The organism is Acinetobacter sp. 1542444, assembly GCF_000581835.1.
Lineage (GTDB): Bacteria > Pseudomonadota > Gammaproteobacteria > Pseudomonadales > Moraxellaceae > Acinetobacter > Acinetobacter pittii.
Map to the genome: position 1 here is coordinate 52,023 of NZ_JEYA01000001.1, position 23,868 is coordinate 75,890.

General features: G+C 35.8%; 23 protein-coding genes. 15 read left to right on the forward strand and 8 right to left on the reverse strand.

Going from position 1 to position 23,868, the window contains the following annotated elements; genetic code table 11:
• Window positions 1-403 precede the first annotated feature (403 nt).
• Both J580_RS04765 and J580_RS04770 read left to right on the forward strand, forming a co-directional pair.
• Window positions 404-970 (forward strand): TetR/AcrR family transcriptional regulator, encoded by a 567-nt coding sequence (locus J580_RS04765; RefSeq protein ID WP_032003250.1) that lies wholly within the window; start codon window positions 404-406, stop codon window positions 968-970.
• Between the two features lie 186 nt (window positions 971-1,156).
• Window positions 1,157-1,627, forward strand: a complete 471-nt coding sequence (locus tag J580_RS04770; RefSeq protein WP_032003251.1) for a hypothetical protein — start codon at window positions 1,157-1,159, stop codon at window positions 1,625-1,627.
• A gap of 158 nt (window positions 1,628-1,785) precedes the next feature.
• Here J580_RS04770 and J580_RS0103850 read toward each other — a convergent pair whose 3' ends face one another.
• A complete protein-coding gene (locus tag J580_RS0103850; RefSeq protein WP_032003252.1) occupies window positions 1,786-2,187 on the reverse strand; it encodes a winged helix-turn-helix transcriptional regulator in 402 nt (133 codons plus the stop codon).
• A gap of 239 nt (window positions 2,188-2,426) precedes the next feature.
• Between J580_RS0103850 and J580_RS04775 the strand changes: the two genes are divergently transcribed.
• The 3 genes from J580_RS04775 (at window position 2,427) to J580_RS04785 (ending at window position 5,753) form a co-directional block, all read left to right on the forward strand.
• Complete coding sequence (locus J580_RS04775; RefSeq protein WP_032003253.1) at window positions 2,427-3,491, forward strand: catalase family peroxidase; 1,065 nt, start codon at window positions 2,427-2,429, stop codon at window positions 3,489-3,491.
• Between the two features lie 12 nt (window positions 3,492-3,503).
• Window positions 3,504-4,100, forward strand: a complete 597-nt coding sequence (locus J580_RS04780) for a cytochrome b (protein WP_032003254.1) — start codon at window positions 3,504-3,506, stop codon at window positions 4,098-4,100.
• A 348-nt stretch (window positions 4,101-4,448) separates the two neighbouring features.
• Complete coding sequence (locus tag J580_RS04785; protein WP_032003255.1) at window positions 4,449-5,753, forward strand: MFS transporter; 1,305 nt, start codon at window positions 4,449-4,451, stop codon at window positions 5,751-5,753.
• A gap of 85 nt (window positions 5,754-5,838) precedes the next feature.
• On the opposite strand, the gene J580_RS04790 is transcribed toward J580_RS04785, so the two are convergent.
• Window positions 5,839-6,276 (reverse strand): DUF2147 domain-containing protein, encoded by a 438-nt coding sequence (locus tag J580_RS04790; RefSeq protein WP_032003256.1) that lies wholly within the window; start codon window positions 6,274-6,276, stop codon window positions 5,839-5,841.
• A 446-nt stretch (window positions 6,277-6,722) separates the two neighbouring features.
• Entirely contained in the window at window positions 6,723-7,646 is a 924-nt protein-coding gene (locus J580_RS04795; protein ID WP_032003257.1) for a hypothetical protein, read from the reverse strand.
• A 491-nt stretch (window positions 7,647-8,137) separates the two neighbouring features.
• Here J580_RS04795 and J580_RS04800 point away from each other — a divergent pair, with 491 nt between their 5' ends.
• Window positions 8,138-8,608, forward strand: coding sequence for a spore coat U domain-containing protein (locus J580_RS04800; RefSeq protein ID WP_032003258.1), 471 nt, complete (start codon window positions 8,138-8,140; stop codon window positions 8,606-8,608).
• Between the two features lie 122 nt (window positions 8,609-8,730).
• On the opposite strand, the gene J580_RS04805 is transcribed toward J580_RS04800, so the two are convergent.
• The gene (locus J580_RS04805; RefSeq protein WP_032003259.1) at window positions 8,731-9,759 is read right to left on the reverse strand and encodes a MerR family transcriptional regulator; all 1,029 of its coding nucleotides are present in this window, start codon (window positions 9,757-9,759) and stop codon (window positions 8,731-8,733) included.
• A gap of 214 nt (window positions 9,760-9,973) precedes the next feature.
• Entirely contained in the window at window positions 9,974-10,672 is a 699-nt protein-coding gene (locus J580_RS04810; protein WP_032003260.1) for a DUF1826 domain-containing protein, read from the reverse strand.
• 322 nt (window positions 10,673-10,994) lie between these two features.
• On the opposite strand from J580_RS04810, the gene J580_RS04815 reads away from it, so the two are divergent.
• Both J580_RS04815 and J580_RS04820 read left to right on the forward strand, forming a co-directional pair.
• Window positions 10,995-12,368 (forward strand): EAL domain-containing protein, encoded by a 1,374-nt coding sequence (locus J580_RS04815; RefSeq protein WP_032003261.1) that lies wholly within the window; start codon window positions 10,995-10,997, stop codon window positions 12,366-12,368.
• 144 nt (window positions 12,369-12,512) lie between these two features.
• Window positions 12,513-14,459 (forward strand): acid phosphatase, encoded by a 1,947-nt coding sequence (locus J580_RS04820; RefSeq protein WP_032003262.1) that lies wholly within the window; start codon window positions 12,513-12,515, stop codon window positions 14,457-14,459.
• Between the two features lie 188 nt (window positions 14,460-14,647).
• Here J580_RS04820 and J580_RS04825 read toward each other — a convergent pair whose 3' ends face one another.
• Together J580_RS04825 and J580_RS04830 are read right to left on the reverse strand one after the other, a co-directional pair.
• Entirely contained in the window at window positions 14,648-15,406 is a 759-nt protein-coding gene (locus tag J580_RS04825) for an HD domain-containing protein (RefSeq protein WP_032003263.1), read from the reverse strand.
• A gap of 112 nt (window positions 15,407-15,518) precedes the next feature.
• Window positions 15,519-16,028 carry a GNAT family N-acetyltransferase gene (locus J580_RS04830; RefSeq protein ID WP_032003264.1) on the reverse strand — a complete coding sequence of 170 codons (510 nt, stop codon included), beginning with the start codon at window positions 16,026-16,028 and terminating at the stop codon, window positions 15,519-15,521.
• A 218-nt stretch (window positions 16,029-16,246) separates the two neighbouring features.
• On the opposite strand from J580_RS04830, the gene J580_RS04835 reads away from it, so the two are divergent.
• Together J580_RS04835 and J580_RS04845 are read left to right on the forward strand one after the other, a co-directional pair.
• Window positions 16,247-16,489: a CPCC family cysteine-rich protein gene (locus J580_RS04835; protein ID WP_032003265.1), complete on the forward strand. Its 243-nt coding sequence runs from the start codon at window positions 16,247-16,249 to the stop codon at window positions 16,487-16,489.
• Between the two features lie 718 nt (window positions 16,490-17,207).
• Window positions 17,208-17,762 (forward strand): TetR/AcrR family transcriptional regulator, encoded by a 555-nt coding sequence (locus J580_RS04845; RefSeq protein WP_032003266.1) that lies wholly within the window; start codon window positions 17,208-17,210, stop codon window positions 17,760-17,762.
• 83 nt (window positions 17,763-17,845) lie between these two features.
• On the opposite strand, the gene J580_RS04850 is transcribed toward J580_RS04845, so the two are convergent.
• Window positions 17,846-18,202, reverse strand: a complete 357-nt coding sequence (locus J580_RS04850) for a winged helix-turn-helix transcriptional regulator (protein ID WP_032003267.1) — start codon at window positions 18,200-18,202, stop codon at window positions 17,846-17,848.
• 127 nt (window positions 18,203-18,329) lie between these two features.
• On the opposite strand from J580_RS04850, the gene J580_RS04855 reads away from it, so the two are divergent.
• The 5 genes from J580_RS04855 to J580_RS0103860 all read left to right on the forward strand — a co-directional run bounded on the left by J580_RS04855 (window position 18,330) and on the right by J580_RS0103860 (window position 23,868).
• Window positions 18,330-19,187, forward strand: a complete 858-nt coding sequence (locus J580_RS04855) for an SDR family oxidoreductase (protein ID WP_032003269.1) — start codon at window positions 18,330-18,332, stop codon at window positions 19,185-19,187.
• Window positions 19,188-19,669: 482 nt separating this feature from the next.
• Window positions 19,670-20,836, forward strand: coding sequence for a carbohydrate porin (locus tag J580_RS04860; protein ID WP_032003270.1), 1,167 nt, complete (start codon window positions 19,670-19,672; stop codon window positions 20,834-20,836).
• Between the two features lie 12 nt (window positions 20,837-20,848).
• Entirely contained in the window at window positions 20,849-22,144 is a 1,296-nt protein-coding gene (locus J580_RS04865) for a serine hydrolase domain-containing protein (RefSeq protein WP_032003271.1), read from the forward strand.
• A gap of 285 nt (window positions 22,145-22,429) precedes the next feature.
• Complete coding sequence (locus J580_RS04870) at window positions 22,430-23,134, forward strand: hypothetical protein (RefSeq protein WP_032003272.1); 705 nt, start codon at window positions 22,430-22,432, stop codon at window positions 23,132-23,134.
• A gap of 176 nt (window positions 23,135-23,310) precedes the next feature.
• Complete coding sequence (locus tag J580_RS0103860; RefSeq protein WP_032003273.1) at window positions 23,311-23,868, forward strand: hypothetical protein; 558 nt, start codon at window positions 23,311-23,313, stop codon at window positions 23,866-23,868.

The following is a 23,868-nucleotide window of genomic DNA, read 5'->3' on the forward strand; positions in this document are numbered from 1 at the left end:
AACTCCTAGTCTCCTCCCGTAGCGGTAGGACGGGAGAGGGACACCTTCGGGTGTGCTGGTTATATCTTTCATCAGTCTGTCAACCCTCTTTCGTTCTGCCACCATAATTTCTATTCATGTCGGCAGAACTCCAAATAAAAAGGAGTTGGCTTTGCACATCCATTATTTCTTGGCTTTCAATGCCAAAAGCTATAACGACACAGCCTAAAATTTAAAGGAGCTTGATCACCCTAAGGTTTTCAGGCTTTAAGTCGTTACGGCTCAAAAAACTTATTTGAACAACAAAACTTGAGATGTGCTGCACACAGTCTTTACGGCTTTGCTATGCCTTTTTTTCTCCCAGAAAGGGCACAGGTTTTTTATCTCATTTATATACAACAAGAATTTTTATAACGGTAAAACTATGCCAAAGTTAGTTCTCTCAACACGCGCTATTCAAGTTATTAATACGTCGATTGATTTATTTCAGCATCACGGCTTTCATACGGTTGGGGTCGACAGAATTGTGAAAGAGTCAAAAATTACCAAAGCGACCTTTTATAACTTTTTTCATTCAAAAGAGCGGTTTATTGAAATCTGCCTGTTCGTACAAAAAGAACGTCTAAAAGAAAAAGTGGTTTCAATTGTTGAATACGACCAAGGTTCAAACGTGAAGGAAAAACTTCAGAAACTTTATCTTTTACATACCGATTTAGAGGGACTGTACTATTTATTGTTTAAGGCCATGTTTGAAATAAAACTGACCCATCCAAAAGCCTATCAAACCGCGTTGAGATATAGAACATGGCTCATTAATGAAATCTATAGCCAGCTTAGAGGACTCAAAAGGGATGCGACTTTTCAGGACGCCAAGCTATTTCTATATATGATTGAAGGCATAATTATTCAGCTTTTAAGTTCAGATGGGGGAATCGATCGGGAAAAGGTGATAGATTTTTTATATAATTTATGTCTAACAGAGACGAATTAATCTTTATTTTTTGTGATCTATTCATCATTAATTTTTATCCCTGCGGACGGTTTGGGCAATAGATTGCAAAAGGCTTCTATTAATTACTTAATAACCCAAATCCCTTACATTTTGTAATGATTAATTCATCATAATTCCTTAAAAGGCAAAAGATATAAGAATGCCTATAATAAAAGGGAAATAGGGATGACAAAATTTATAGCTATCGCTGAAAAGGTTTACGAAGAATTCGAGAAAAAAAATTTATTTTCTGAAAGCACTATTGAGCAGCTCAATAACTTAGTGAGTGCGATAAGAAAAGAGCTCAATGGTTCTTCATGTAAACTAAAAAGTAATTACTTTGATTTCGAAGCGTGTTTAAACAAACCGCCCGATCAGTGCTTAGTTAAGTTAGATATCAGTTTAATGCCCAAATATAAAAATAAGCTTGAATACATTATGTGGTTAGCCAGCTTTATAGAAAGAATTACAGTTGGAGGCAGACCTAAGCTTCCACCACTCACTAGCTTGGTTCCTGCTGAATATGAAGCCAGACAAGAAGTTAAAGTTGATTTAGAAGAAGAAAAAAGAAAGTCAGAAGAAAGTGCCAATATGATTAGGAGCTATTTTGATTCTGACGATTATAAAAAAAATGAAAAAGGTTTGGCTACTTCATGATGAGAAGCGCTAATTATTATTTATAAATGAAAAATCTCAAGCAACTGTTTATAGGGACAGTTGCTTGTTTATGTAAAAAATCTAAAAATGATTATCAGCCGTAAAAGATGATGAGGACCCGTAAGTGTAAGAGATTTTGTAAGTTAGAAACTAGGCTATCAATCATCAGTTGTTAAAGAAGTTGCTTTAATATCGCTAAGATTAACCTCTAGCCAATCCGCAAGTGCTGCAACATGTTTAGCGACTTCTTCACCTAATAACGTTAAATCATATTCGACATGGGGCGGGGCAACTGGATAAGAAGTTCTGCGTATAAAACCATCTTTTTCTAAATGCTGGAGAGTCTGAGTAAGCATTTTTTCGCTGACTCCATTTGCTTTACGGCGTAACTCACTATAACGATGTGTGCCATCACGCAAAGCAATCAGACATATCACTCCCCAGAGACTCGTTACATGAGCAAATACTTCACGGGATTGACAATTATTTTCGCCAGTAAAAAGATCACCTCTTCGGACTCTTTCGGTCAATGTGGGGACTTTTAGGTTTTTCGTTCCCATACTTTCTTTATCTCCACTTACAATGAAACTAAGCTTGATACTAACCCCGAGGTGCGTACCTTATATGGCCCAGAAATAAATATTATATTAAGGCTTATCGCTATATTGGATCCAGAAATTTCGGGATTTTATTTACTCAGCTAATTTTGAATTTGGTTCCATCAATGTAAGTAATACTCTTTTTACATGATCAAACTCTTCTTTATAGATGCAGCCATACAATTTACACAGGATTAAGAATGAATAATTTGAATTTTAAAAGTCTAAAGAAGTATTGGCTGCGATTCGTGGGTATTGCAGTAATCGCAAGCTCTTTAGTATTGGCATTTGCTTGGGTCGCCGGTCTATTTGGACATCGCACCACAAGCAAAACCTTTTTGGGAGACTCATTAAATAACTTTGATCCCGGATATCGACGTGCACACGGTAAGGGTATTTGTTTTGATGGCACTTACCACAGTAATGGTGCGGCGGCGGCACTCTCTAAAGCCACTGTATTTGCCAAGTCTGATATACCAGCGATTGGCCGTTTTTCTATTGGAAGTGGTAACCCGCATGCGGCAGATAATTCGACAGCAACAGTAAGTATGGCTTTATTACTTTCCGCAGCTGATCATTCACAATGGCGCATGAAATTAAACAACTTTCCCTATTTCCCTACACGAAATGCTGAAGGTTTTTTGGCGCAGCAAAAAGCATTTAAACCAGTTCCAGCTACTGGCAAACCCGATCCAGCCCTTGTTGAGGCTTTCTTAAAAGAATATCCAGAAGCACGTAAGTCTATTGAGCAAAAGGCAAAGATGCCATTAACTGGTAGTTTCAGCGGTGCAGAATTTTATGTCGTAAATGCTTTTATATTGCGAGCCGCCAATGGACAAGAACAACCAGTCCGTTGGTCTATGCGTCCTCATTCAAAATTTATTAGTCTGACCAAAGAACAACGTGATCAAGCTGGCCATGATTTCTTATTTAAAGACATCAAAAAACGTTTGGCTGAAGGGCCGCTATATTGGGATTTAGTTTTGCAACTTGCTGAGCCGGGAGACGCAGTGAATGACCCGTCTCAACCTTGGCCAAAAGAACGCAAAGAAGTGATAGCAGGAACATTGGAAGTCAAAAATGTAACTGAACAGGTAAATGGCGTTTGCCGTGACATTAACTTTGATCCAACACTAGTTCCACCCGGAATTGAGTTATCAGATGATCCGGTACTTGCCGCTCGAGCAAGCATCTATTCACAGTCTTACAATGCTCGCTTACGTGAAATTGGATTTGGCAAAGCAACGGATGCCGTGGGCAAATAGGAGAGATCAGCCATGCAAAACAAATCTAACAATAATGCTCCACGCCATTTTAATTTGACTGCTCGAATTCTACATTGGCTTATGGCAGTAGCGATTTTGGCCATGCTATTTATTGGTGTGGGAATGACAACCTCAATCACTTGGCGTCCGTGGTTAATCGATATCCATCGTCCTTTAGGAATCGCAATCTTATTATTGGTCATCATTAGATTAATAAATCGACTCTATTTTCCAATTCCACCTTTGCCACCGACTGTACCGCGCTGGCAGGCATTTATGGCCCATGCATCACATTGGCTGCTTTATCTTTTGATGTTTAGTTTGCCATTGCTCGGATGGGCTACGCTATCGGCAGGGAATTGGCCTGTAACTCTATTTCCGGGTTGGGGCCTTCCACCTATAGCACCTACTAACTCTACGCTTTACGCTTGGTTCCGTACTCTACACGGAGTTTTGGCTTGGCTATTATTTGCTGTGGTTATTGGTCATCTGTCTGCTGCGTTATTACATGCATGGATTTATCGCGATGGCGTATTCTCAAGTATGGCTTTGGGCTCTTCTAAACCATCAAGTAATGGATCTTCTGCTGAAAAGGAGAATGTTGATTGAGGGGAGTGATTTAGTTCTTAAGCTCAGATCAGGCGGACGAGAGGGAAAAGATTTTCGATTGTTTTTTTAATCATCTGTTTGAATATAAAAATAATTTAAATAATAGAATGTATGGTTTGCTTGTTTTTTGTTAGATGAGCAGGCCATAGCCCCTGTGCAATAAGTTGAGATCATTACTCCGATAGAATCAAATCATCCGATCTAACTTTTTGTTTATATTGTAAAAAAATAATATTTTGACTTTATTGGCATATTATTGCTATTTTATTTTACGTTACTCGTAAATTGATTACGTATTGCATAATTAAAATGAATTAATTTAAAGCATGTCATGGAGAAGGGAATACCATGAAAGAAGTTGCATTAAGTGATTTGATCAATCAGCAGAAAGTTGGACGTTATCAAAAATTTATTCTGATCACCTGTTTATTACTGATGATTATGGATGGCTATGACATCCAGTCTATGGCTTACGCGGCCCCAATGATTATAGAAGAATGGGGCGTTCAAAAATCCATGCTAGGCATTGTGTTTAGCGCCAGCTTATTTGGTTTGTTTGTCGGATCATTTTTATTAAGTTCACTCTCTGATCGTTTTGGCCGCCGTCCCATCTTACTGATCTCAACCTTTATGTTCTCGGTTCTGATGCTAGTCACACCACATGTAGGCAATATTGAGCAATTGACTGCAATCCGCTTTGTTACAGGAATTTTTTTAGGAGGTATCATGCCAAATGTCATGGCTTATAGCTCCGAAATTGTTCCATTCAAATCTCGTATTTTCACCATGATGGTCATTTCTTGTGGCTATACGGTAGGGGCAATGTTAGGGGGCGGTATATCCGCCTTATTAGTTCCTTGGGGAGGCTGGCAGGCGATTTTCTATTTTGGCGGTATTGTTCCTTTAATTATTTTCTTTATCACATACTTTAAGTTGCCAGAATCTTTATATTTTTTGAGTGAAGATAATAAAAATAATCCTAAGATTCTATTTTGGTTAAAGAAGTTTTATCCCGCATTAACATTTAATTCAGAAATAAAAATTATTAATAACACTGAGGTTGAGGTTAAAAAGTCACCGCTTGAGTTGTTTAAAAATCAGCGCGCGTTTTTTACCTATTCCATCTGGATCATCAGTATTTTAAACATGATCAGTCTATATTTTCTGGCAAACTGGTTACCGACTTTGGCCAAAGAGTCAGGACTTTCATTAAATCAGGCATTGATGATCGGTTCCACTCTACAATTAGGCGGTACGGTTGGTAGTGTGGTGATGGGCCTTAAAATCGATAAGACAGGATTTTATAAAGTATTAATTCCTGTTTTTTTGGTTGCAGTGATGAGTGTTGCTTTAATTGGCTATGCGGTTAGCCATATTGTTTTATTATTTATTATCATTTTTATTGCTGGCTTTGCAATTGTTGGCGGGCAACCTGCCATTAATGCACTGTCTGCCAGTTATTACCCAGTTTCGCTTCGTACTACAGGGGTGGGCTGGAGTATCGGAATTGCCCGTTTGGGTTCGGTCATTGGGCCGCTATTTGGTGGCTACCTTTCCCAATTTCTGGTCATTACCCATTTATTCGTGATTGCTGCAATACCTTCGCTACTCGTCATTATCATGCTGATGATTCAAGCTAAGTACCGATCATAAAAACTATTATATGCATCATGCACATATTGATTGTAATTATGATCGGTAAGTAGCTATAAAGAGTTGGTTAATGCTAGTTCATGAGCTATTTAACTCGATACCACGTTTGATTTCGGCCAATCGCAGAGATACCAATGTATCCACGTGCAGTAAGTTTTTCGCCATCTGGGGATACTGTTAAGCTAAAGCGATAGGTTTTATCAGACTGTGGGTCGAGGATAGAACCTTTGTCATATTTATTTTGACCGACATTTTTTAAATTTTTGACGATGGTTAAGCCAATCAAAGATTTGTTTTTATAAGTACCTTCACACATCGTACATTTGTTGGCTTCACTTGGAACAAGTATTTTTTCGATGTTTGCAGAGAGGTTGCCATTTTTATCTTGGCTAAATCTTACCAGCGCTCTAGGTTGATTGGTTGCGTCATCAATGGTTTTCCAAACACTGCCATGTAATTTGTCCGATGCAAATGAATGAACCGAATAAAAGCTGAATAAAATTAATAATAAATATTTTTTCATATCAAAGGTTTCTCGAATTAAAAATAAATGGTTTTAAAGGACAGAATTATTCATTTTAAATTTAACTTCACAATTTTCTTAGTATTGAATCTATAAGCTAAACAATATGTAAAGTTATAATCTATATGTTTGGATATTATTTTGATCAGTTTTTTTATGCAATTGCGAGAATGGACAGAATGGTTCAATTTTTAGGAGATTATTGTTGGTGTGAGGTAATTTATTAATTATAAATAATGTGAGTGCTCGTGTAGGCTTAAAGCTATAAGTATATTGGCTAGTATGTGAGAGTGAGACTAAATATTCGTTTCTAAAATTTATTGAATAATGAATTTTCTAGATATTGAATTCAGTATGATGAATATTTGTTATTTATATTGATAAATTTTAGAATATTTAAAGGCAAGACATCGATAGATGTCCTGCCTTTAATATTACTATTTTTTTTAATTCACTATAGGGATAATGATAATTTTCTCATTAGGAATTTCAAGTGTCTGTGGCTTTTTACCGGCTTCTGCTGGTAGTTGAATAATAGTTTTAGTTCCAATACCAGTTAACATTACTGTCATTTCTTTGAACGTCTTATATCCAGAGGCATTATATGGAGAATCAGTAATAATATATTTTGGTGGAATAAAGCTATCATATGGTGGCTGAATAAGTACATATGATGTTCCTTTTTTTGCATTAGAAAACTTCATTCCAGCTTCTACCATCATTTCAGATATACCCCCCATGAATAGAGGTATAAAAATAATAAAAGCAAAAACCATATACTTGATATTATTTATATTATTTTGCTTTTGAAGAAGGCTTTTTTGTTTTTCTTCCGTTTCTGCATTATTAACTTCATTGGCCTCCACTAAACTGTAAAAATCACTTTCTTTCTGTTTGTATGTTGCCCATAGAAATGAAAGTAAAATTGCAATTAAGGGTAAACTCATCAAAACCATTTTATCTAGGCTTGCTAGAACAAAAATGAATAGCACACCAAGTAGAGCAAATACAGCATGAATGAAATCTGGTTTAATAAATTTAATTGTTTGTCGTGGAGGATTATTACTAAATTTTTTATAAATTATAATGCTGATCCATAATATTGGACGAACAAGCAAGTAAGTAATCCATAAGCCTAAAGATAAAAGACTGATTACAAAAAAGCCATAAATAATACCGAAACTAATCGCAAATAGAATGAATAACAAGCTATCTCCAGTTGTTATTCCTGTTGGAAAATAGTTCAATTTATGACAATATAATGCAAAACATAAAGCACCAATTAGTGTGCTTAACTTAAATATAAGAGATAGAAATTTTGAAATAGTTTCTATTTTTGTGTCATTATTAAAAAGATTTGATAGGTTCATGTTAATCCATATATTAGATTAGGAAAAGAATAAAATAATTAATTTTTTTATTATATGAAATAATAGTAGATTTGGTTGGCGACAATTTATGACGCGATTTTGTTTAAAAATTAATCATATGTATTAAATTAAGACTTGTCAAATAACGTACAACTATTACTAAGTAGAACGTAACCCGAGCATATTTCTTTTTAATAGTTACATCATGATTGAATTGAGGCATTCAACAGTTTTATCAGTTGTTAGATAATTTATTAATTATGCTTAAGCGAAATAAAAAACATCCACTACTTTTTAAATTAGTTAGATTACGTGTAACTCATCACAAATAATAAAAATAATATGCAAATCATGTGATTAGTATAGATTGACACTGTGCAATATTAAGTCTTATAACTAAACAATCCTGAAAGCTGTTTCTTTAATAGGAACAGAAAAAACACAATATAAAGATGAATAGACATTAGAACAAAAAGTTAAGGAGAGAAGAAATGAAAGTCATTAGACATGCTTTATTTTCTCTGATGGGAATGTTGACAATAAATAGTGCAGATGCTGGAAATGCATCTACATCGTTAAGGGTCAGTTTAACCATTCTAGAAACTTGTGAAGTTTCCACACAAGGAAACTTAGATTTTGGTTCGGTTGAACGTGCTCAGCCAGTTTCTACTGCAAGAACGGATGTAACTGTGCAATGCAGCAAGAATACACCTTATCAATTGGCAGTAACTTCAGACAATAACTTTGAACTTAAATCTGCTGACAGCCCAGCATCTGTTGCATATGTACTGTATCAAGATGCGGGCCATACTCAAATTTGGGGAGGGGCGGCAGGTAAAATACCTTCACGAATCGCGACAGGAATGAAAGAAAATATTCCTATTCATGGAGCGATCATATCAACTACGAATGTTCAGGCAACCAAATATGAAGATTGGGTTCGTGTGAATGTTATATATTAATTTTGAAAACAAAAATAATCATAAATATCAAAACTAATTTATCAAAAAACTGTTTTTAGGGGTGGATAGAGTATTTTAAAAAGCTACACCAAATTATGGTGTAGCCAACTGCTTTGATAGAACTAAGCACCACGCATTAGTGCTGCTACTGCTTTTTCTAGAAATTGTAGGGTCACTGGTTTGAGCCAAGTACCGTCAGCAAGGCTTGGTTCACTTTGCATTGCTGTACGGATTTTCTCTTGAGTACTTGGATTTTTGCCAGCATAGCCTTGTAGCATAGAGAGCCATTGTTGTGCCAAACGCTTTGCTCCATCACTATCTGGTGTGATCTCAGCATCAATCAATTTTTCAATATCGACCAATAATTGAGGCCATTTTTTCATCTCACGAATGTAATTTCCTTTTAGAAAAGTAAACTCATCGTCAGATAAATAACGGGCAAAAATACTCAGCTTACTCTCAGAAAAAGCTTTAAGTAAAAACTCAACAACTTCTGGCGTTACGCCTAATTTTTCCTGAAATTCAGGTGCGGCTGAGTTTATGGCATTTAGTTTAACTAACCATTCTGGGTTAGCTCGCGTATTGTGCTCAAGAGTTTTCATCCACTTTCGAGCTAGGTCTTGAGCTGCTTCACTGTTAGATGGTTCACCAGCATTAAATAGTGCATTTGCTGCTTGAGTTAACTCTTGCCATTCTTGGTGGCTTTTAGTGCCTGCTTGTAAGAAAGTCAGTTTTTCAAGCTCTTCTTTTGTAAAGTATTTTTCAAACATCGCTATAAGCTCCAGTGTTTTTAGCCAATCCTCCAAACCAAGCTCTTCACCACTTATGATCTGAGATTTAAGTTTGCTGAGCTGATTTCGCAATTTCTTTTGCTCTGTCAGCCTTTGATCAATTGCTTGAATCTGCTGATCAATAATCGGTAAAAGCGCAAGATTGGGGTCTTGAAGAACCGTATGGATTTCGGCTAACGACATTCCCAGTCCTCGTAATGCTTGAATCTGATTCAAACGAGTAATGTCTTTACGGGTGTATAGTCGATAACCAGCATCGGAACGGACCGAAGGCTGAAGTAAACCGATATCGTCATAGTGATGAAGAGCACGGACAGTAAGTCCTGTTTGCTTAGCTAATTCACCAACTTTTAACAGCATCTTTTTAGCTCCTTCTTCCTTAGGCGTGTTTTATGCTAGGGGCTTACGTTACGTGAGGGTCAACTACTTTAAATCATATTTTTCATTATTTTTGCTTTGGTAGATATCCGAATTTATTTGATCCGTTTTCGGAATATCTTAAGAGATTAGTTAAGCCAGTTTTTCTTGGATAAAAATGATTTCAAGCCATTCCCGTCATGGAGTGGCAATATATTTAACAAATCAACAGCAATCGATACTCGCCATCTTTTTCAACAGGTGCTCGGTGAACACAAGGTAAAACCTTTTGAGTTGGATGATCTACTGCTAAACGCCAAATATGTCCCGTGCCTAAATTTACAGGTTGAGCATCGGGTTTAGGCTGATAATGCAAATCAAAAAAATGCTCTGCCAAAAAAGCTTCAAATTCAGCATCAGAGCCGTCATATAATTCTTTGAGCTTTTCTCTAATTTCTGGAATTAAAACTTTTTGTTCAACCTGATCATTGGGCACAATATCACTGGCAGCGCCGTGATAGGTACATAAGAATGTATCGGTTTCAATGGGGGAGCGATCAACATGGAATGAATATACATCGGTTGAAATGAAATCTAGTTCTTCATCGCGTTCATAGTTCTTAAGCAAATTAAGTATAGGTGATGCACCAAAATCAGTTAATAGCTCGATATCTTCTAAAATAGTTGTCCTTGCTAGATTACCTTTTTCTGAAAGTTGTAGGTCTAACAAGTCTTCAATGGAAACTTCTGTAATGTTTTCTTTTAACTGAAGTTTATTCACAATTTCTTTAAAGTCGCCTACCAAATTTCTGTGCCAGCAAATCGCATTTGTCTCTCCTTGAAACTTTGTATTTACAAGTTCAGGGAAACTAGACACTTTTCTAATTTGGTTGCTGTCAGAAAATGCGTTCTTCATAGGAGAGTTAAATAAACCAGAAGCTGAGTCGCATAATATACACTGAGCTATCTATAGTGGCTAAATGATATTTCTCATTAAATAAGTTAACTGCTATTAATATTCAAACCTTGTTTAGCCCAGTAGAGGCATGTATCGTTAGGGAACAATATTTTAAAATAATAGAGTGTTTGAAAAGCAAGTTTGTTCAATTCAAGCACTAGACTGCGCCACCACAATTAAAACAATATCGATCTCAAGATGAGTCCTAGAACAGTAAATAAAACATGACGTTTTATTGGTGAAAATTGACAGGGTATATCACTGATTAAGCTTGGGGTTTATGAAGAAATATTTTACGGTTGATGTATTTATGATAGCTTCGTCTTACTTTAAAAAACGCAAGAAAAATTACCGTACCGTAAAAGATCAGCAGCTTACAATCGCAGCAAAAGCAAATATCTTTATCTGTATTATTTTTTGTTTGTTTTGGACTATATATTTCGCATTTTCACAAATGTGGTTAATTGTTTATATGGACATCTTTTTTACACTGATCTCCATATTTAGCCTTTTTCTCATTTATATAAACCGCATTTCAGCGGGTATTCTCCTCTCACAATCGGTTCTTCTTGTTTTTCCAGTCGTTTTTTGCCTATTTTTTGATATAGCTACCGTTGATCGTCCACAGGTAGCTCATTTGTTTTTACCCGCTGGGGCGATATTGGGGTATTTAAATTACCGCAGAGACCCAAGTTATTTACAATTCATTTTAATTTTATTGTCGATTGGGTGTTTTATATTTTTTAGTGGCAGCTCGTTTAATCTTGAGAGTGCTATACCGCTATCTGAAGATATTCGTGATCATGGCGGATGGATAGCAACTTGTGTTGCGACACTCATGATTTGCATTTCAATTTATACCATGCAATTAGAGATACAAATAGAAAACAGCATGGTAAAAGACTTACGCTTAGCGCTTGCTAAACAACAGTTTGAGCTTTTTTATCAACCACAAGTCAATGCCTCTGAAACACTGATAGGCGCGGAAGCCTTATTAAGATGGCATCATCCTGTTTCAGGATATATTCCTACAAAAGATTTTATTCCATCGGCACAAAGTTTTGGCTTAATGCCAGAGATCGGGGAATGGGTATTGGCTCAAGCCTGCAAAATTTTACAAGATTGGAGTCGCAAAGCCGAGACTAAAGATCTTACGCTTTCAATCAATATTAGTGCTGATCATTTTATGCAGCCCACCTTTGAGCAAACTTTGATTGATTTGGTTTTACAATACGGCATAAATCCATCTCGGCTCATATTAGAAATTACTGAAAATATTGCTTTAACGAATTGTGTAAGTATGATCGAAAAAATGCAGTTCTTATCTAAACAAGGAGTTCAGCTTTCTCTTGATGATTTTGGTACAGGTTATTCATCTTTAAGCTATCTACAAAAAATGCCCATCAGTCAAATCAAAATTGATCGTAGCTTTGTACAGGCAGCATTGGATGATAAACGTAGTAATAAACTCGTCACTGGTATTATTAAAATTGGACTGGATTTAAACCTTCGCGTGTTAGTAGAAGGCATTGAAACTCATGAACAATTTAGTGCTTTTAAAAGTAATGGATGTACTGAGTTTCAAGGCTATTTGTGGGGCTGTCCGATGCCTTTAAATGACTTTTTAAAACTGTTATCCCATTTCAAAAAATAGGCAAAACAGGTATTTCAGCAGTTAAGTATAGAAAGTAAAAAGAGAGTTAATATTGTTTAGAAAAATTTAAATTAATTTTAAATATGTAATACCAGCTAAACATTTATGGTGAAAGATACGGATATTTATTAAACGGATCACATCATGTCAAGCTTTAAAATAAATACACTTCTACTTTCTCTTATCTCTTGTTCAGTCTTTTTTACGGGGTGTAATGATAGCAATAGCTCAGATGATAATTCGGCAGCAAACCAAGAAATACCAGCAGTGCCAAAGGGTGTTGGCTTTGAAGATACTGCTCCAGTTCCATCAAATATCACCACCATTGTAGATTCGTGGACGACCAATCAACGTGGTGATGCACGATATGCCACGGTTGAAACAAATGCTGGCGTACGTGTGCTGAGCGGGTTTTTAGATGTATGGACGCCTTCAAGTTTATTTGTAGATGCAGGCCAATCTGCTGAGGCAAGAGATGGTTTTCCGGCTGTAGTCGAATCAAACTGGACAGGTTTACCGGGCGACAGTACGGACGGTATAAAAAAGAATGCAGATGTATTGAATTACAACATTAACTATTCAATTCAAACTACGCATAAACGTACAGATGAAGAAGCTATTCGAGCCTATTTAGATGATAGACGTGGAAAAAGTTATAGCGTAACGACAGGAATGGGAGCATTAACCGATCCTTGGAGAAAACTCACAGGGCAGACCACCACAATCAATTCAGTGCCAGCCGACGCTGCACAAGTAAAATATGATGACAAAGGAAATAATAGTGGGCTGACTACGGCCGATGGAAATGCCAATTTTGGTAAAGTCGTTGAATTTGTGCAAGCGATGGGAAATAACTCATCGACAGAGCCAGCAAAACGTTTTTATAAATATGCTCGTCCGTGGCGCTGGAGTTCAGAAGTCATTGTTGTACCTAGTTTAGAATCGGCAAAAAGTAGTTCACCTACAACTGACGGTGGTTTCCCAAGCGGACATACTGCCGAAGCTGGCCGAAATGCAATTGCGATGGCCTATTTAGTGCCTCAACGCTATCAGGAACTCGTTGCGCGTGGTCTAGACTTGGGTGATTCACGTATTATCGCGGGAATGCATTCAGCGATGGACGTGATTGGCGGACGACTTCAGTCGATTGCTGCAGATGTTGCAAACTTAAATGCGATGACTGTTGAGCAACGAAAAGAAGCTTATCTACAAGCTCAAACACAGCTCATGAAAGAAACCAACAGCTCAACATTTGAATCGTTTTATAGTTTGGCTAAAACACCTTATGACGCGAAAGACCGTTTCGCCGATCTTGAAAAATTAAAACAGCAGGTTAGCCACTGGATGACTTATGGTTTTAATCAAATTGGCGATAAAACAAAAATAGCGACGGTGCCTAAGGGAGCTGAAGTTTTATTGGAAACTCGACTTCCTTATTTAACTGCCGATCAGCGCCGTGTAGTTTTGAAATCGACTGCGCTTGCGTCAGGTTATCCAGTCATGGATGACGTCGAAGGTTATGGTCGCTTAAACCTGTTTAGAGCGGGTGCAGGGTATGGCAGTTTTGATGGTGATGTAAATCTGGCTATGGATGCCAATTTAGGTGGCTTTAATCAATATGACCAATGGAGTAATGATATTACGGGTGCGGGTAAACTGACCAAATCAGGTACAGGAACTTTAGCACTGACAGGAAATAACTCATTTACTGGTGGTATTGATTTAAAACAGGGTGGTTTAGAAATATTGTCTGAGCATGGTGGTGGTCAAGGCGATATTTACATGCATGAAAATAGCTTATTAAAAACCAACTCAGCTAAAACAGTTATCATTGCGGGTAATTTAACTCAGCTTGCAGGGACCACATTTAACATCACTTTTAAATCGAATGTACTTCCAGCAGTTCAGGTGGCAAATACCCTTACTTTAAATGGAACATTGCAGCTCGTCACAAAAGATAATTTAGCAGCAGGAACTTATACGGTGTTATCAGCTAAAAAAGTCCAAGGCACCTACAAAAAAGTGACACTCAACGGCAAGGATATTACGCCAATCTATCAAAATAATAGTGTTAAGTTTACGGTGTCATAAGTTGAGTATTGAAGCTTATTCTTTGCATATTGACCTATAGGGTTAGTCTGCTAAGACTCTTTGGTTCTGCCACTATAACTTTAATGTAGTGGCAGAACTCTAAATCTAAGGGATCTGTCTTTGTCACAATGAATCCAACTCAGGATGTTCCAATACTTGGTGTAAGCACTTTATAAATATTAATATTTCTACTCTTTAAATAAATTTGACTTAATCATGAGTGGTAAACCAAGACTACTTAATAAGCTAGTTCGAGAATTTGGTACATTCTTGCTTTCTAAATCAATAAGCTCAATAAATTCTTTATTAAACTGTTTTCTAGGATACTTTTCTAAAATTTCCTTTTGAAAAGATAGAGGGAGTCTATATAGACCATCGCTAATCACATCACAGGATGCGCCTTGTTGTAATAGCGCAATTTCTACAGGGTCAGAATGATCTATATAGCCGTTCATATGTAAGCAGATAGCATCTTTAATGACTTCACTTTTCTTCTCATCAAAGCTTTGTTCTTTAGCCTTTAGCTCAAATTGTTTAGCACTCTCATAGGTAAAACAGTTACAACCTTTACTATGAATATGTTGCTCAGTTAAGCCAATATCATGAAAAAGTGAGGCTATTAAAAGTGATTCATCATCAAATTGCTGTTTTTGTATATGGCCTAGGGCAGCTCCCCAGAAATAGGTTCGCCATGAATGATTGTAGATCGCTATACTTGCTTTAGCTTCGAGCTCATCAAGCGCGACTTTAACCATTTGAGTATCTGGTATTACGATCTGATCGATATCAAAATCATGAGAAGTTTTGAATCGAAAGTAATTTATTTTTATAGAGGCTTTAATACTAGGCAGCATAATTTTTTGAATTAACATAATTTTTTCTTTGAAGCTGAGCTGGCCATTTGTAGCTTGCATCCAGTGATACGAACCAATTTTTATATTTTTCATTATTAGGTCTCATTTTAGAGTAATTACTCTAAAATATTATCATAGATAATTTTTTGCAAGTTTTCTCTTTTAAGACATCATTAGTCTTTTGATTTTTATGTTTTTTTTAGTATTAACAACTAACAGGAATCTCATAAGTTACAAATTCGTATTTTGGGCCTGTAGATTTTGAAACTACTTTCCCTCCTAGAGATTCTGCAATTTTTCGACTTGGAGCGTTAGCTTCAGCAACTGGATAAATAAAATAGTCTGGTTTAACAAAGTCTATTGCCCACTTAGCGACTGCTGATACAGCTTCTCTTCCATAACCATGATAATGATAATCTTCGCTTATCCATATGCCTAACTCTGGATGAGGAGTTTGCATACGATGGAGGCCAACAAGGCCTATAAATATTTGAGTATGTACATCTCTTATAACAAATATAATTTCAGATCCAGTTTCGAAGTTTTTTAACCAAGCATTCCAAGTTTGATCAAACTCATGTCTTGGTTGAGGGTCCCACGCCATATAGCGTGTCAGAGTAGGCGTAATACAGTTATATGTCTCATCGGCATCTTCTGCCGTAAAAGGAGTTAGATTGAGTCTTTCAGTAGAGATACTCACTTCATGTAAATCCATAATCTTTCTTATATAAATTACTTAAGTTTAATTGTATTAAAAATATATTATTCATAGTAGGATTAAAATAAATAATAAACTATCACTAATAATAGCTATAAAAAAATTTTAGTTTTGAATGTTAAAAATAGAGGAACACATTCATGAACTATCCATAAAATGTGTTTAAACATATTGATGGTATACTTTATTGGAATAGACAAAGATGGGAGAAAATAGTGTCTTACGCATGTCTATGTTGTGGTTATCTTACATTTGATGACTTAGCCTATGATTCGTTTGAAATCTGTCCAATTTGTTTTTGGGAAGATGATAATGTTCAAAATGAAGATCCTGATTATATGGGTGGGGCAAATGGCATTAGCTTAAATATGGCTAAACAAAATTTTCAATTATTTGGAGCAATAAAAAAAGAATTGATACCGTATGTCCGGAAACCTCTTGAAAAGGAAATACCTTGATAAATAAATATACCTGTATGAATGGGATGGAATAAAATTACATATTTACATCTTTTGTAATAAGGTTTTATCAATTTATGGGAAATTCTTAAAGAATAAAAAAAAAATAGCCATTTGTCTTTATTTTAGTATTTTATAAACCAAACTTTAACAATAACTTCTTCATTATTTATCCTTACTTTTTAATGATCTATTTTAAAACAAATGTCATTTTGTGTGCTTGACTGAAAGAGGTCTGAATATTATTCTTCGCCTGCTGGCCACATTGCCAGTCGGTCGTCGCGGACCGCTTTTTTCGACCACATCAGGATTATTTCTTCTGAGGAATAGTCTTGTGTGCATCTCGTTCCCTCCCGTAGCGGTAGGACGGGAGAGGGACACCCTCGGGTGTGCTGGAGTCGAAACCAGTCCGCGAACCCTCTTCCGTTCTGCCACCATAATTCTAATGTTTTGGCAGAACTCCCAATAAAAAGGAGTTGGCTTTGCACATCCATTATTTCTTGGCAGTCTTTGCCAAAAGCTATAACGACACAACTTAAACATTTAAAACAGTTTGATCGCCGTAAGGTTTTCAGGCTTTAAATTACTTCGTCTTAAAACTTAATCAACAATAAAACTTGAGATGTGCCAAACACAGTCTTTGTGGGCTTTGCTGTGCCTTTTTTCTCCCAAAAAAGTATCTCATTTAGTAACAACAAGAATTTATAACGGTAAAACTATGCCAAAGTTAGTTCTCTCAACTCGTGCCATACAAGTTATTAATAAGTCGATTCATTTATTTCACCATCGTGGCTTTCATACCGTTGGGGTAGATAGAATCGTGAAAGAGTCAAAAATTCCGAAAGCCACTTTTTATAATTATTTTCACTCTAAAGAGCGATTTGTTGAAATCTGTTTGATCGTACAAAAGGAACGTTTGAAAGAAAAAGTAGTTTCAATTGCTCAGTACGACCAAGGTACAAACGTGAAGGATAAACTCAAGAAACTTTATTACCTACACATCGATTTAGAGGGGATGTATTACCTATTATTTAAAGCAATTTTTGAAACTAAACTGGCCTATCCAAAAGCCTATATAACGGCAGTGAGATATAGAACATGGCTGCTTAATGAAATTTATAGCCAGCTTATAAAACTCAAAACCGATGCTACCTTTCAAGACGCTAAGCTATTTTTATATATGATTGACGGTGCAATTATTCAGCTTTTAAGCTCGGATGTGGCAATCGAGCGGGAGAGAGTGCTTGAGTGTTTTTTGTTGGGGTTTATATGATAGAGTCGGACTCTACGTTTGCTGATCAAAGTTAGATGAAGATATATCAGTCGTGAAGCGAGTTTAAATATGCTGAAATTTGCTTATAAAACTAAGTCTGAACGAGGCTGCTTTTCTAATAACCGAGATATATTATTTTCAAGCCAATCAGTTAAATCAAAAAGGCGTTCGGAAGCTTCTCGACCAAAGTCCGTTAATTGATAATCTACTCGAGGGGGCACTTCGGCATAATCCTGACGATAAATAAAACCATCTTGCTCAAGTGACTTTAAGGTTTGTGCCAGCATTTTTTCACTAATGCCATCAATTATTTTTTTTAATTCATTAAAGCGTAAACGTTGATCACGTAGTGCAACTAAAATTAAAACACTCCAACGGCTTGTTAGTGTCAATAAAATTTTTCTAGATGGACAATCTGCTGCAAAAACCTGACCTTTCATTGCTCATTACCTGCATTACAAAAGTTTACATTTAATGCTGAACTTACTTTTAGGTAAGTACTTACTTTTAGTAAGTGAAGATACTACGATGATTGAAATATTTCAACTACATCAGATGGAGATCACCATGCGTATTGCAGTTACTGGTGCAACAGGTCAACTTGGTCAATTCGTTATTTCTCAATTACTTGAACGGACCGAAGCAAAAAATATTGTGGCATTAGTCCGTAATCCAGAAAAAGCTATAGATTTAAGTTCAAAAGGGGTAGAAGTTCGTCCTTTTGATTATGTTCATGACTTAGAAAAACTTTCAGAGCAACTACAAGGTATTGATAAGCTTTTATTAATTTCATCAAATGAAATTGGTCAACGTACGGTACAACACCAAAATATTATTAATGCAGCAAAACTCGCACATGTAAAATTTATTGCTTACACAAGTTTATTAAAAGCAGATGTAACACCACTTTTACTTGCACAAGAACATGTTGAAACTGAACAATATTTAAAAGCATCAAATATTCCCTACACGTTATTACGTAATAACTGGTACAACGAAAATTATGCAATGGGTCTTAAACAAGCGGTAGAGCATGGCAAAATTTTTGGGGCAACTCATCACGGTAAAATTTCTTCTGCTTCACGTCTAGATTATGCAACTGCGGCCGCTGTGGTATTAACGCAAGACGGGCATGAAAATAAGATTTATGAACTGGCAGGTGATACAAGTTATACGCTTGATGATGTTGCAAAATGGACAAGCGAAATCACTAAAAAAGATATAACTTATCAAGATTTACCTGAAGCAGAATATAAAGCACTTTTAGTACAGGTTGGTGTACCAGAAGGGTTTGCTCATATATTGGCAGATTCGGATGAAGGCGTATCTAAAGACGGTTTATATAGTGATAGCAAAGATCTGCATCAGCTCATTGGCCGTGCAACGACAAGTATGCAAGAAACTGTGAAAGAGTTTTTAAAATAAGTAGAAGCTTTTTAGAAAGATCTTTTAAGTTAACAATATATTTATCACTTGTCTGAAACCAAAGAGGCTTGAATTGATCTGATTCAAGCCTTTATTTATTTGAATTAAAAGATATAACTATAATCATTGTAGTTTAAGTTTTTGATATTTAAAAATTAATAAGAAGCTTATTCGATTATCTAATAGCCTAAGTATTAAAAAATAGTATGTCATTTTTAGACAAGATTGATGTCATTCGCACACAAGTCAAACCAATATAAATATGTTGAAATCAGATTTATCAAATGGGGCTGAAATAAATAAGTAAGCCAAAAATTATCGATATTTATTAAATATAATTTATTAATTTGTGGTGGAGGATATTCAAAAGATATCAGAATTAATAAATATTAAATTGAGTGAAAATAATTATTTTTCCAAGTCATTAATTAGAAAATCGAAGACTTGGAAAATAGTTGGTCATATTTAAAGGAAAGGATTCTATGTATATATCTAAACAAGGATGTATAGGTACACTCATGCTTTTATATAGTATGAGTGCAAATGCAGAAGTGAGCCTAAAAGACAATTTCAAGTTCACAGCTAATTTTATTGATTTAGCGATGTATAGCCAAGAAAGTGCTGTAGATGACAATTTTACTAATTCAGCAGGTTTGTTTTTAAATACTGAAATTAAATTAGCGAATGAAAGCCATGACTTTGGGGTTTTAAAAGCACAATATGTGTTTAATGGTTTAAATGATGATGCACAGCTAAATACTTCAAACAATTGGTTTGGAGGAGTAGGAAGTTATGTCGGTGGAGCAATTGCTGCCAATGATTTGGCTTCATCCCAACTCAGTTTGCTGACTTGGGATAAGTATTGGAATGATAAAAAACTCTATACGTCCGTTGGGCGTACCAATCTAAGACGATATTTCCTCTATAACAATTGTCAAAATATCCTGTTGTGTACTGACCCAATTAAAGGCGCAATGGGTTCATTTCCGACTAACTATGCGTATTGGGGCGGTTATGCCAAATATAATTTATCAGACCATATCTATATGCATGCAGGGGTTTTTGAGGTCAACACAGATGATTATGTCTATAAGAAAAAAGGACTAGATTTTTCCTTTCATCACCAACTAGGTTACACCCAAGTATATGGTATGGGATATAAAGATAAAAATACTAAAGCAGAGCTATTATATTTTTATAATAATTCTGAATATCGTAATGCATATACTCAAGAAAAATATGATGGCACAGATGGTTTGAATTTTAGGTTTAACCATGATTTTAATAATCAGAATATTCCAACTGTATTTGGTGCTTACTCATATATTGATGAGAAAAATCAGCCTTATAAAAATTATTGGGAACTCGGGTTAAGCTACAAAATCAATCAAGGTAAGAATCATTTAGGCGTGAAGTTCGGTCAGTCTCAACTCAATGATGATTATGTTTTAATGACAGAGAAAATTAATGGTAATAATAATAAAACAACCTCTTTTCTTTCTTTAGATACCGATATTAATTACAAACGCCTAACTCTAAGCCCATTCGTACAATACATCTGGAATCTAGATAACTACTACCGCTCTACAGGAAAAGCCTTCAATAGCAATGTGATTGTCGGTTTAGTCACTCAAATTAAGCTCTACTAAGGGAAAAAAGAGATGAAGATTACAAAAATTAGCTTACTGTTCACTGGTCTATTCGTCAGTAGTGTCGCTTGTGCTGAATATAGCTGTCAGCAGTTGGAACTAAAGGATTGTCCAACGATCGTGGATAAGAAATTACCTGACCCACATGATATGTTGACATGGACACAACAACAAAGGGTGGTGGGCTTTCGAAATACATTCCGTAGTTATGATGGCAGTGTTTTTCACCCCAATAAGAAAAATATACTGGCACTTCCAAAACTAAAGAACAGCATTAAAAATAAGGATATCCATTACTCAGTAGATGGCAAAAATTATAATTTAAATGATTACTTGAAAAATCAAAGTGTTGCAGGTCTGATTGTATTAAAAGACGGCAAAATTGCTTATGAATATTACGGACAAGGCAACAATGAAACGACTCTATGGACTTCTCGTTCAGTGGCAAAGTCTATTGTGGCAACGCTCATAGGTGTCGCTATTCAACAAGGTAAAATCAAATCGGTAGATGATCCAATCATTCAATACTTACCAGATTTGAAAGGAACTGCTTGGGAAAAAGTATCCTTAAAACAGCTTTTGCAACACACTTCGGGTGTTGAGTGGAATGAAAACTATAAAGATCCAAATTCAGATTTTGCAAAAATGACCTATTGTGAGGCAGCTAACAATCCAGATGCTTGTGTCTATAAAAATGTGAAAAACCTGAAAGCGAAATATGAGCCAGGAACGGTATGGTCATACAGCACAGGTGGGGCATATCTGGTGGGTAAAGTGTTAGAAGCTGCTACACATGAAAATATTGCTAAATACCTAGAAGATAACGTCTGGAAACGGGTAGGTATGGAGCGAGAAGGTGTTTGGCAATCTTATACCCGTAATCAAGTTGACATGGGTGGACATGGGTTTAATGCAACTCTACGTGATTATGCGCGTTTCGGACAATTTATATTGAATGAAGGGCGTGTTTCTAATGGTGACAAGATGTTACCTGATGGCTGGACAGTACAAGCGACCAAATGGAATCAAGCGAAAGGCTCTGTCTCAGAAAACTACCCAAAAGGCATATATGGTTTTCAATGGTGGAATTCACATGCCAAAAAAGGTTCTCCATTAAGCACACAAAATTCTGATGAAACTTTCTGGGGACTGGGTATTTTTGGGCAGATGTTAGCCATTAACCCTAAAGACAAGATTGTTATGATGCAGTGGAGTACATGGGAAACGGCAATACCATCTGCTGAGCTTGATAATGAAAAAAGTTTATTTTTTAATGCGGTAACTCAGCATCTTACCGAGCAAAAATAAGCAGTTTTCTATGGCTTAGATTGTCATGAAATTTTAACTTGATATTTAACAACGGGAATTTTAGAATCCGCCCAACTAATTTTTAGGAGCTTCAATGTGAGTACTTGTTCGAGTGACAGTAGTCGATCGGTAATAGTCTAAGTATCCACTGAAGTCCTGACAGACCTCTTTTTGTGGATGCAAGAAGAGGTTTTTTTATTTTCATCTTTTCATTCCTATTATTAACCCATGATCTAATCATGTTAGGTTGCAGTACTTGCATGTGCTCCATGACTTATGGGAGTGATGCCAGTGTTATTTACTTTAAAGAAACGCTCACTTATTTCTGGTTTCTGTTTATTCACGTTATCTATCGCGAGCCATAGTGGACGACCTATGGTTGTTGACGATGCCGCTCTTGTTTCTCCAAAAACTTGTCAGCTAGAAACATGGGCACAGCATAACTCTGACAGCAAAGAATATTGGGCAACACCAGCCTGTAATTTTGGTGGCAATTTTGAATTTGCTGTAGGGATGGGGAGAGTAAATGATGATACTGAGCATGTCAGTTATGCAACTCTACAAGGTAAGACCTTATTAAAGCCTTTAGAAACTAATGATTGGGGAATCGGCTTTTCTTTTGGCACTCAAATCAATACTAAGGATTCTTCAAAGAAAGATTGGACGGTTAATGTTCCTTTAAGTCTTTCTACTTTGGATGATAAGTTTTTAATCCATGCCAATATGGGATGGTTACGTGAAAATACCTCACATAAAAGCCAAACCACGTGGGGTATTGGAACCGAAACACAACTTGCTAACCCATTAACATTCACTGCCGAAGTATATGGCAATGATCGAAATGATGCCTTTTACCAAACAGGTATTCGATACATGGTCTATAAAGACTTGGTTCAATTAAACGCAGGTTATGGCAACCAAATGTCTCATCACGATAATGCTTTTTTCTCTGTCGGGTTTGTATTTTTAACAAAGCCGTTTTTACCTTGATGGTTTAGGAATATCTTAATAAAGTACTTTCAAAAAAGTGCTCTTTTAAACATAAAAGAGCACAGTAAAAATAAGTATATATTTCATATAACGAAACTTTCTCTCTTCTTTTGATTTCATCTAAAACATAGAGTAAAGTTCGTTCACAAGATATTAAATAAAATGAATGGCTTGTTATGAATATTATAAAAGGTACTAATTTTTGGAGATTACTTTCTATTATATTAGGTTTTATTATTTTTCTAGGATTGTATTATTTTTTTATTGTATATCCTAAGGATACAGAGCAAGCCAGAATAAGATTTTCAGAAGAAGTCATGGCTTCTTTTTTTTGGATGGACTTATCTGATGAAGTGGAAATAAACAGTATTATTTTAAAAGAAGGGCTAGAGTTAAACCCTATTAATGATGAGATATATATTAACGATTTGAATGGATTAAGCTCATTTTATGTTTGGAATGGTGAACATAAAGAAATGAAAGATGTCTTAAATAAATATTCTGAGTATTCATATTTTGGTAATAAGGGCATTCGAGGATTATGCTTAAAGCTTATGTTTGTACAACAATATAATCAAAAAATTCAGCAGAAAAATTATTCTTCACCAAGGCTATTAGCATCAAAAAATATTAATAAACGTAATCTGGAAACTATCTCTCCATGGTTAAATGATATGAAGGCTTTTGATGAGTTTTATAAAGCTAAACACATGATTCCAAATTGTAAAATATAG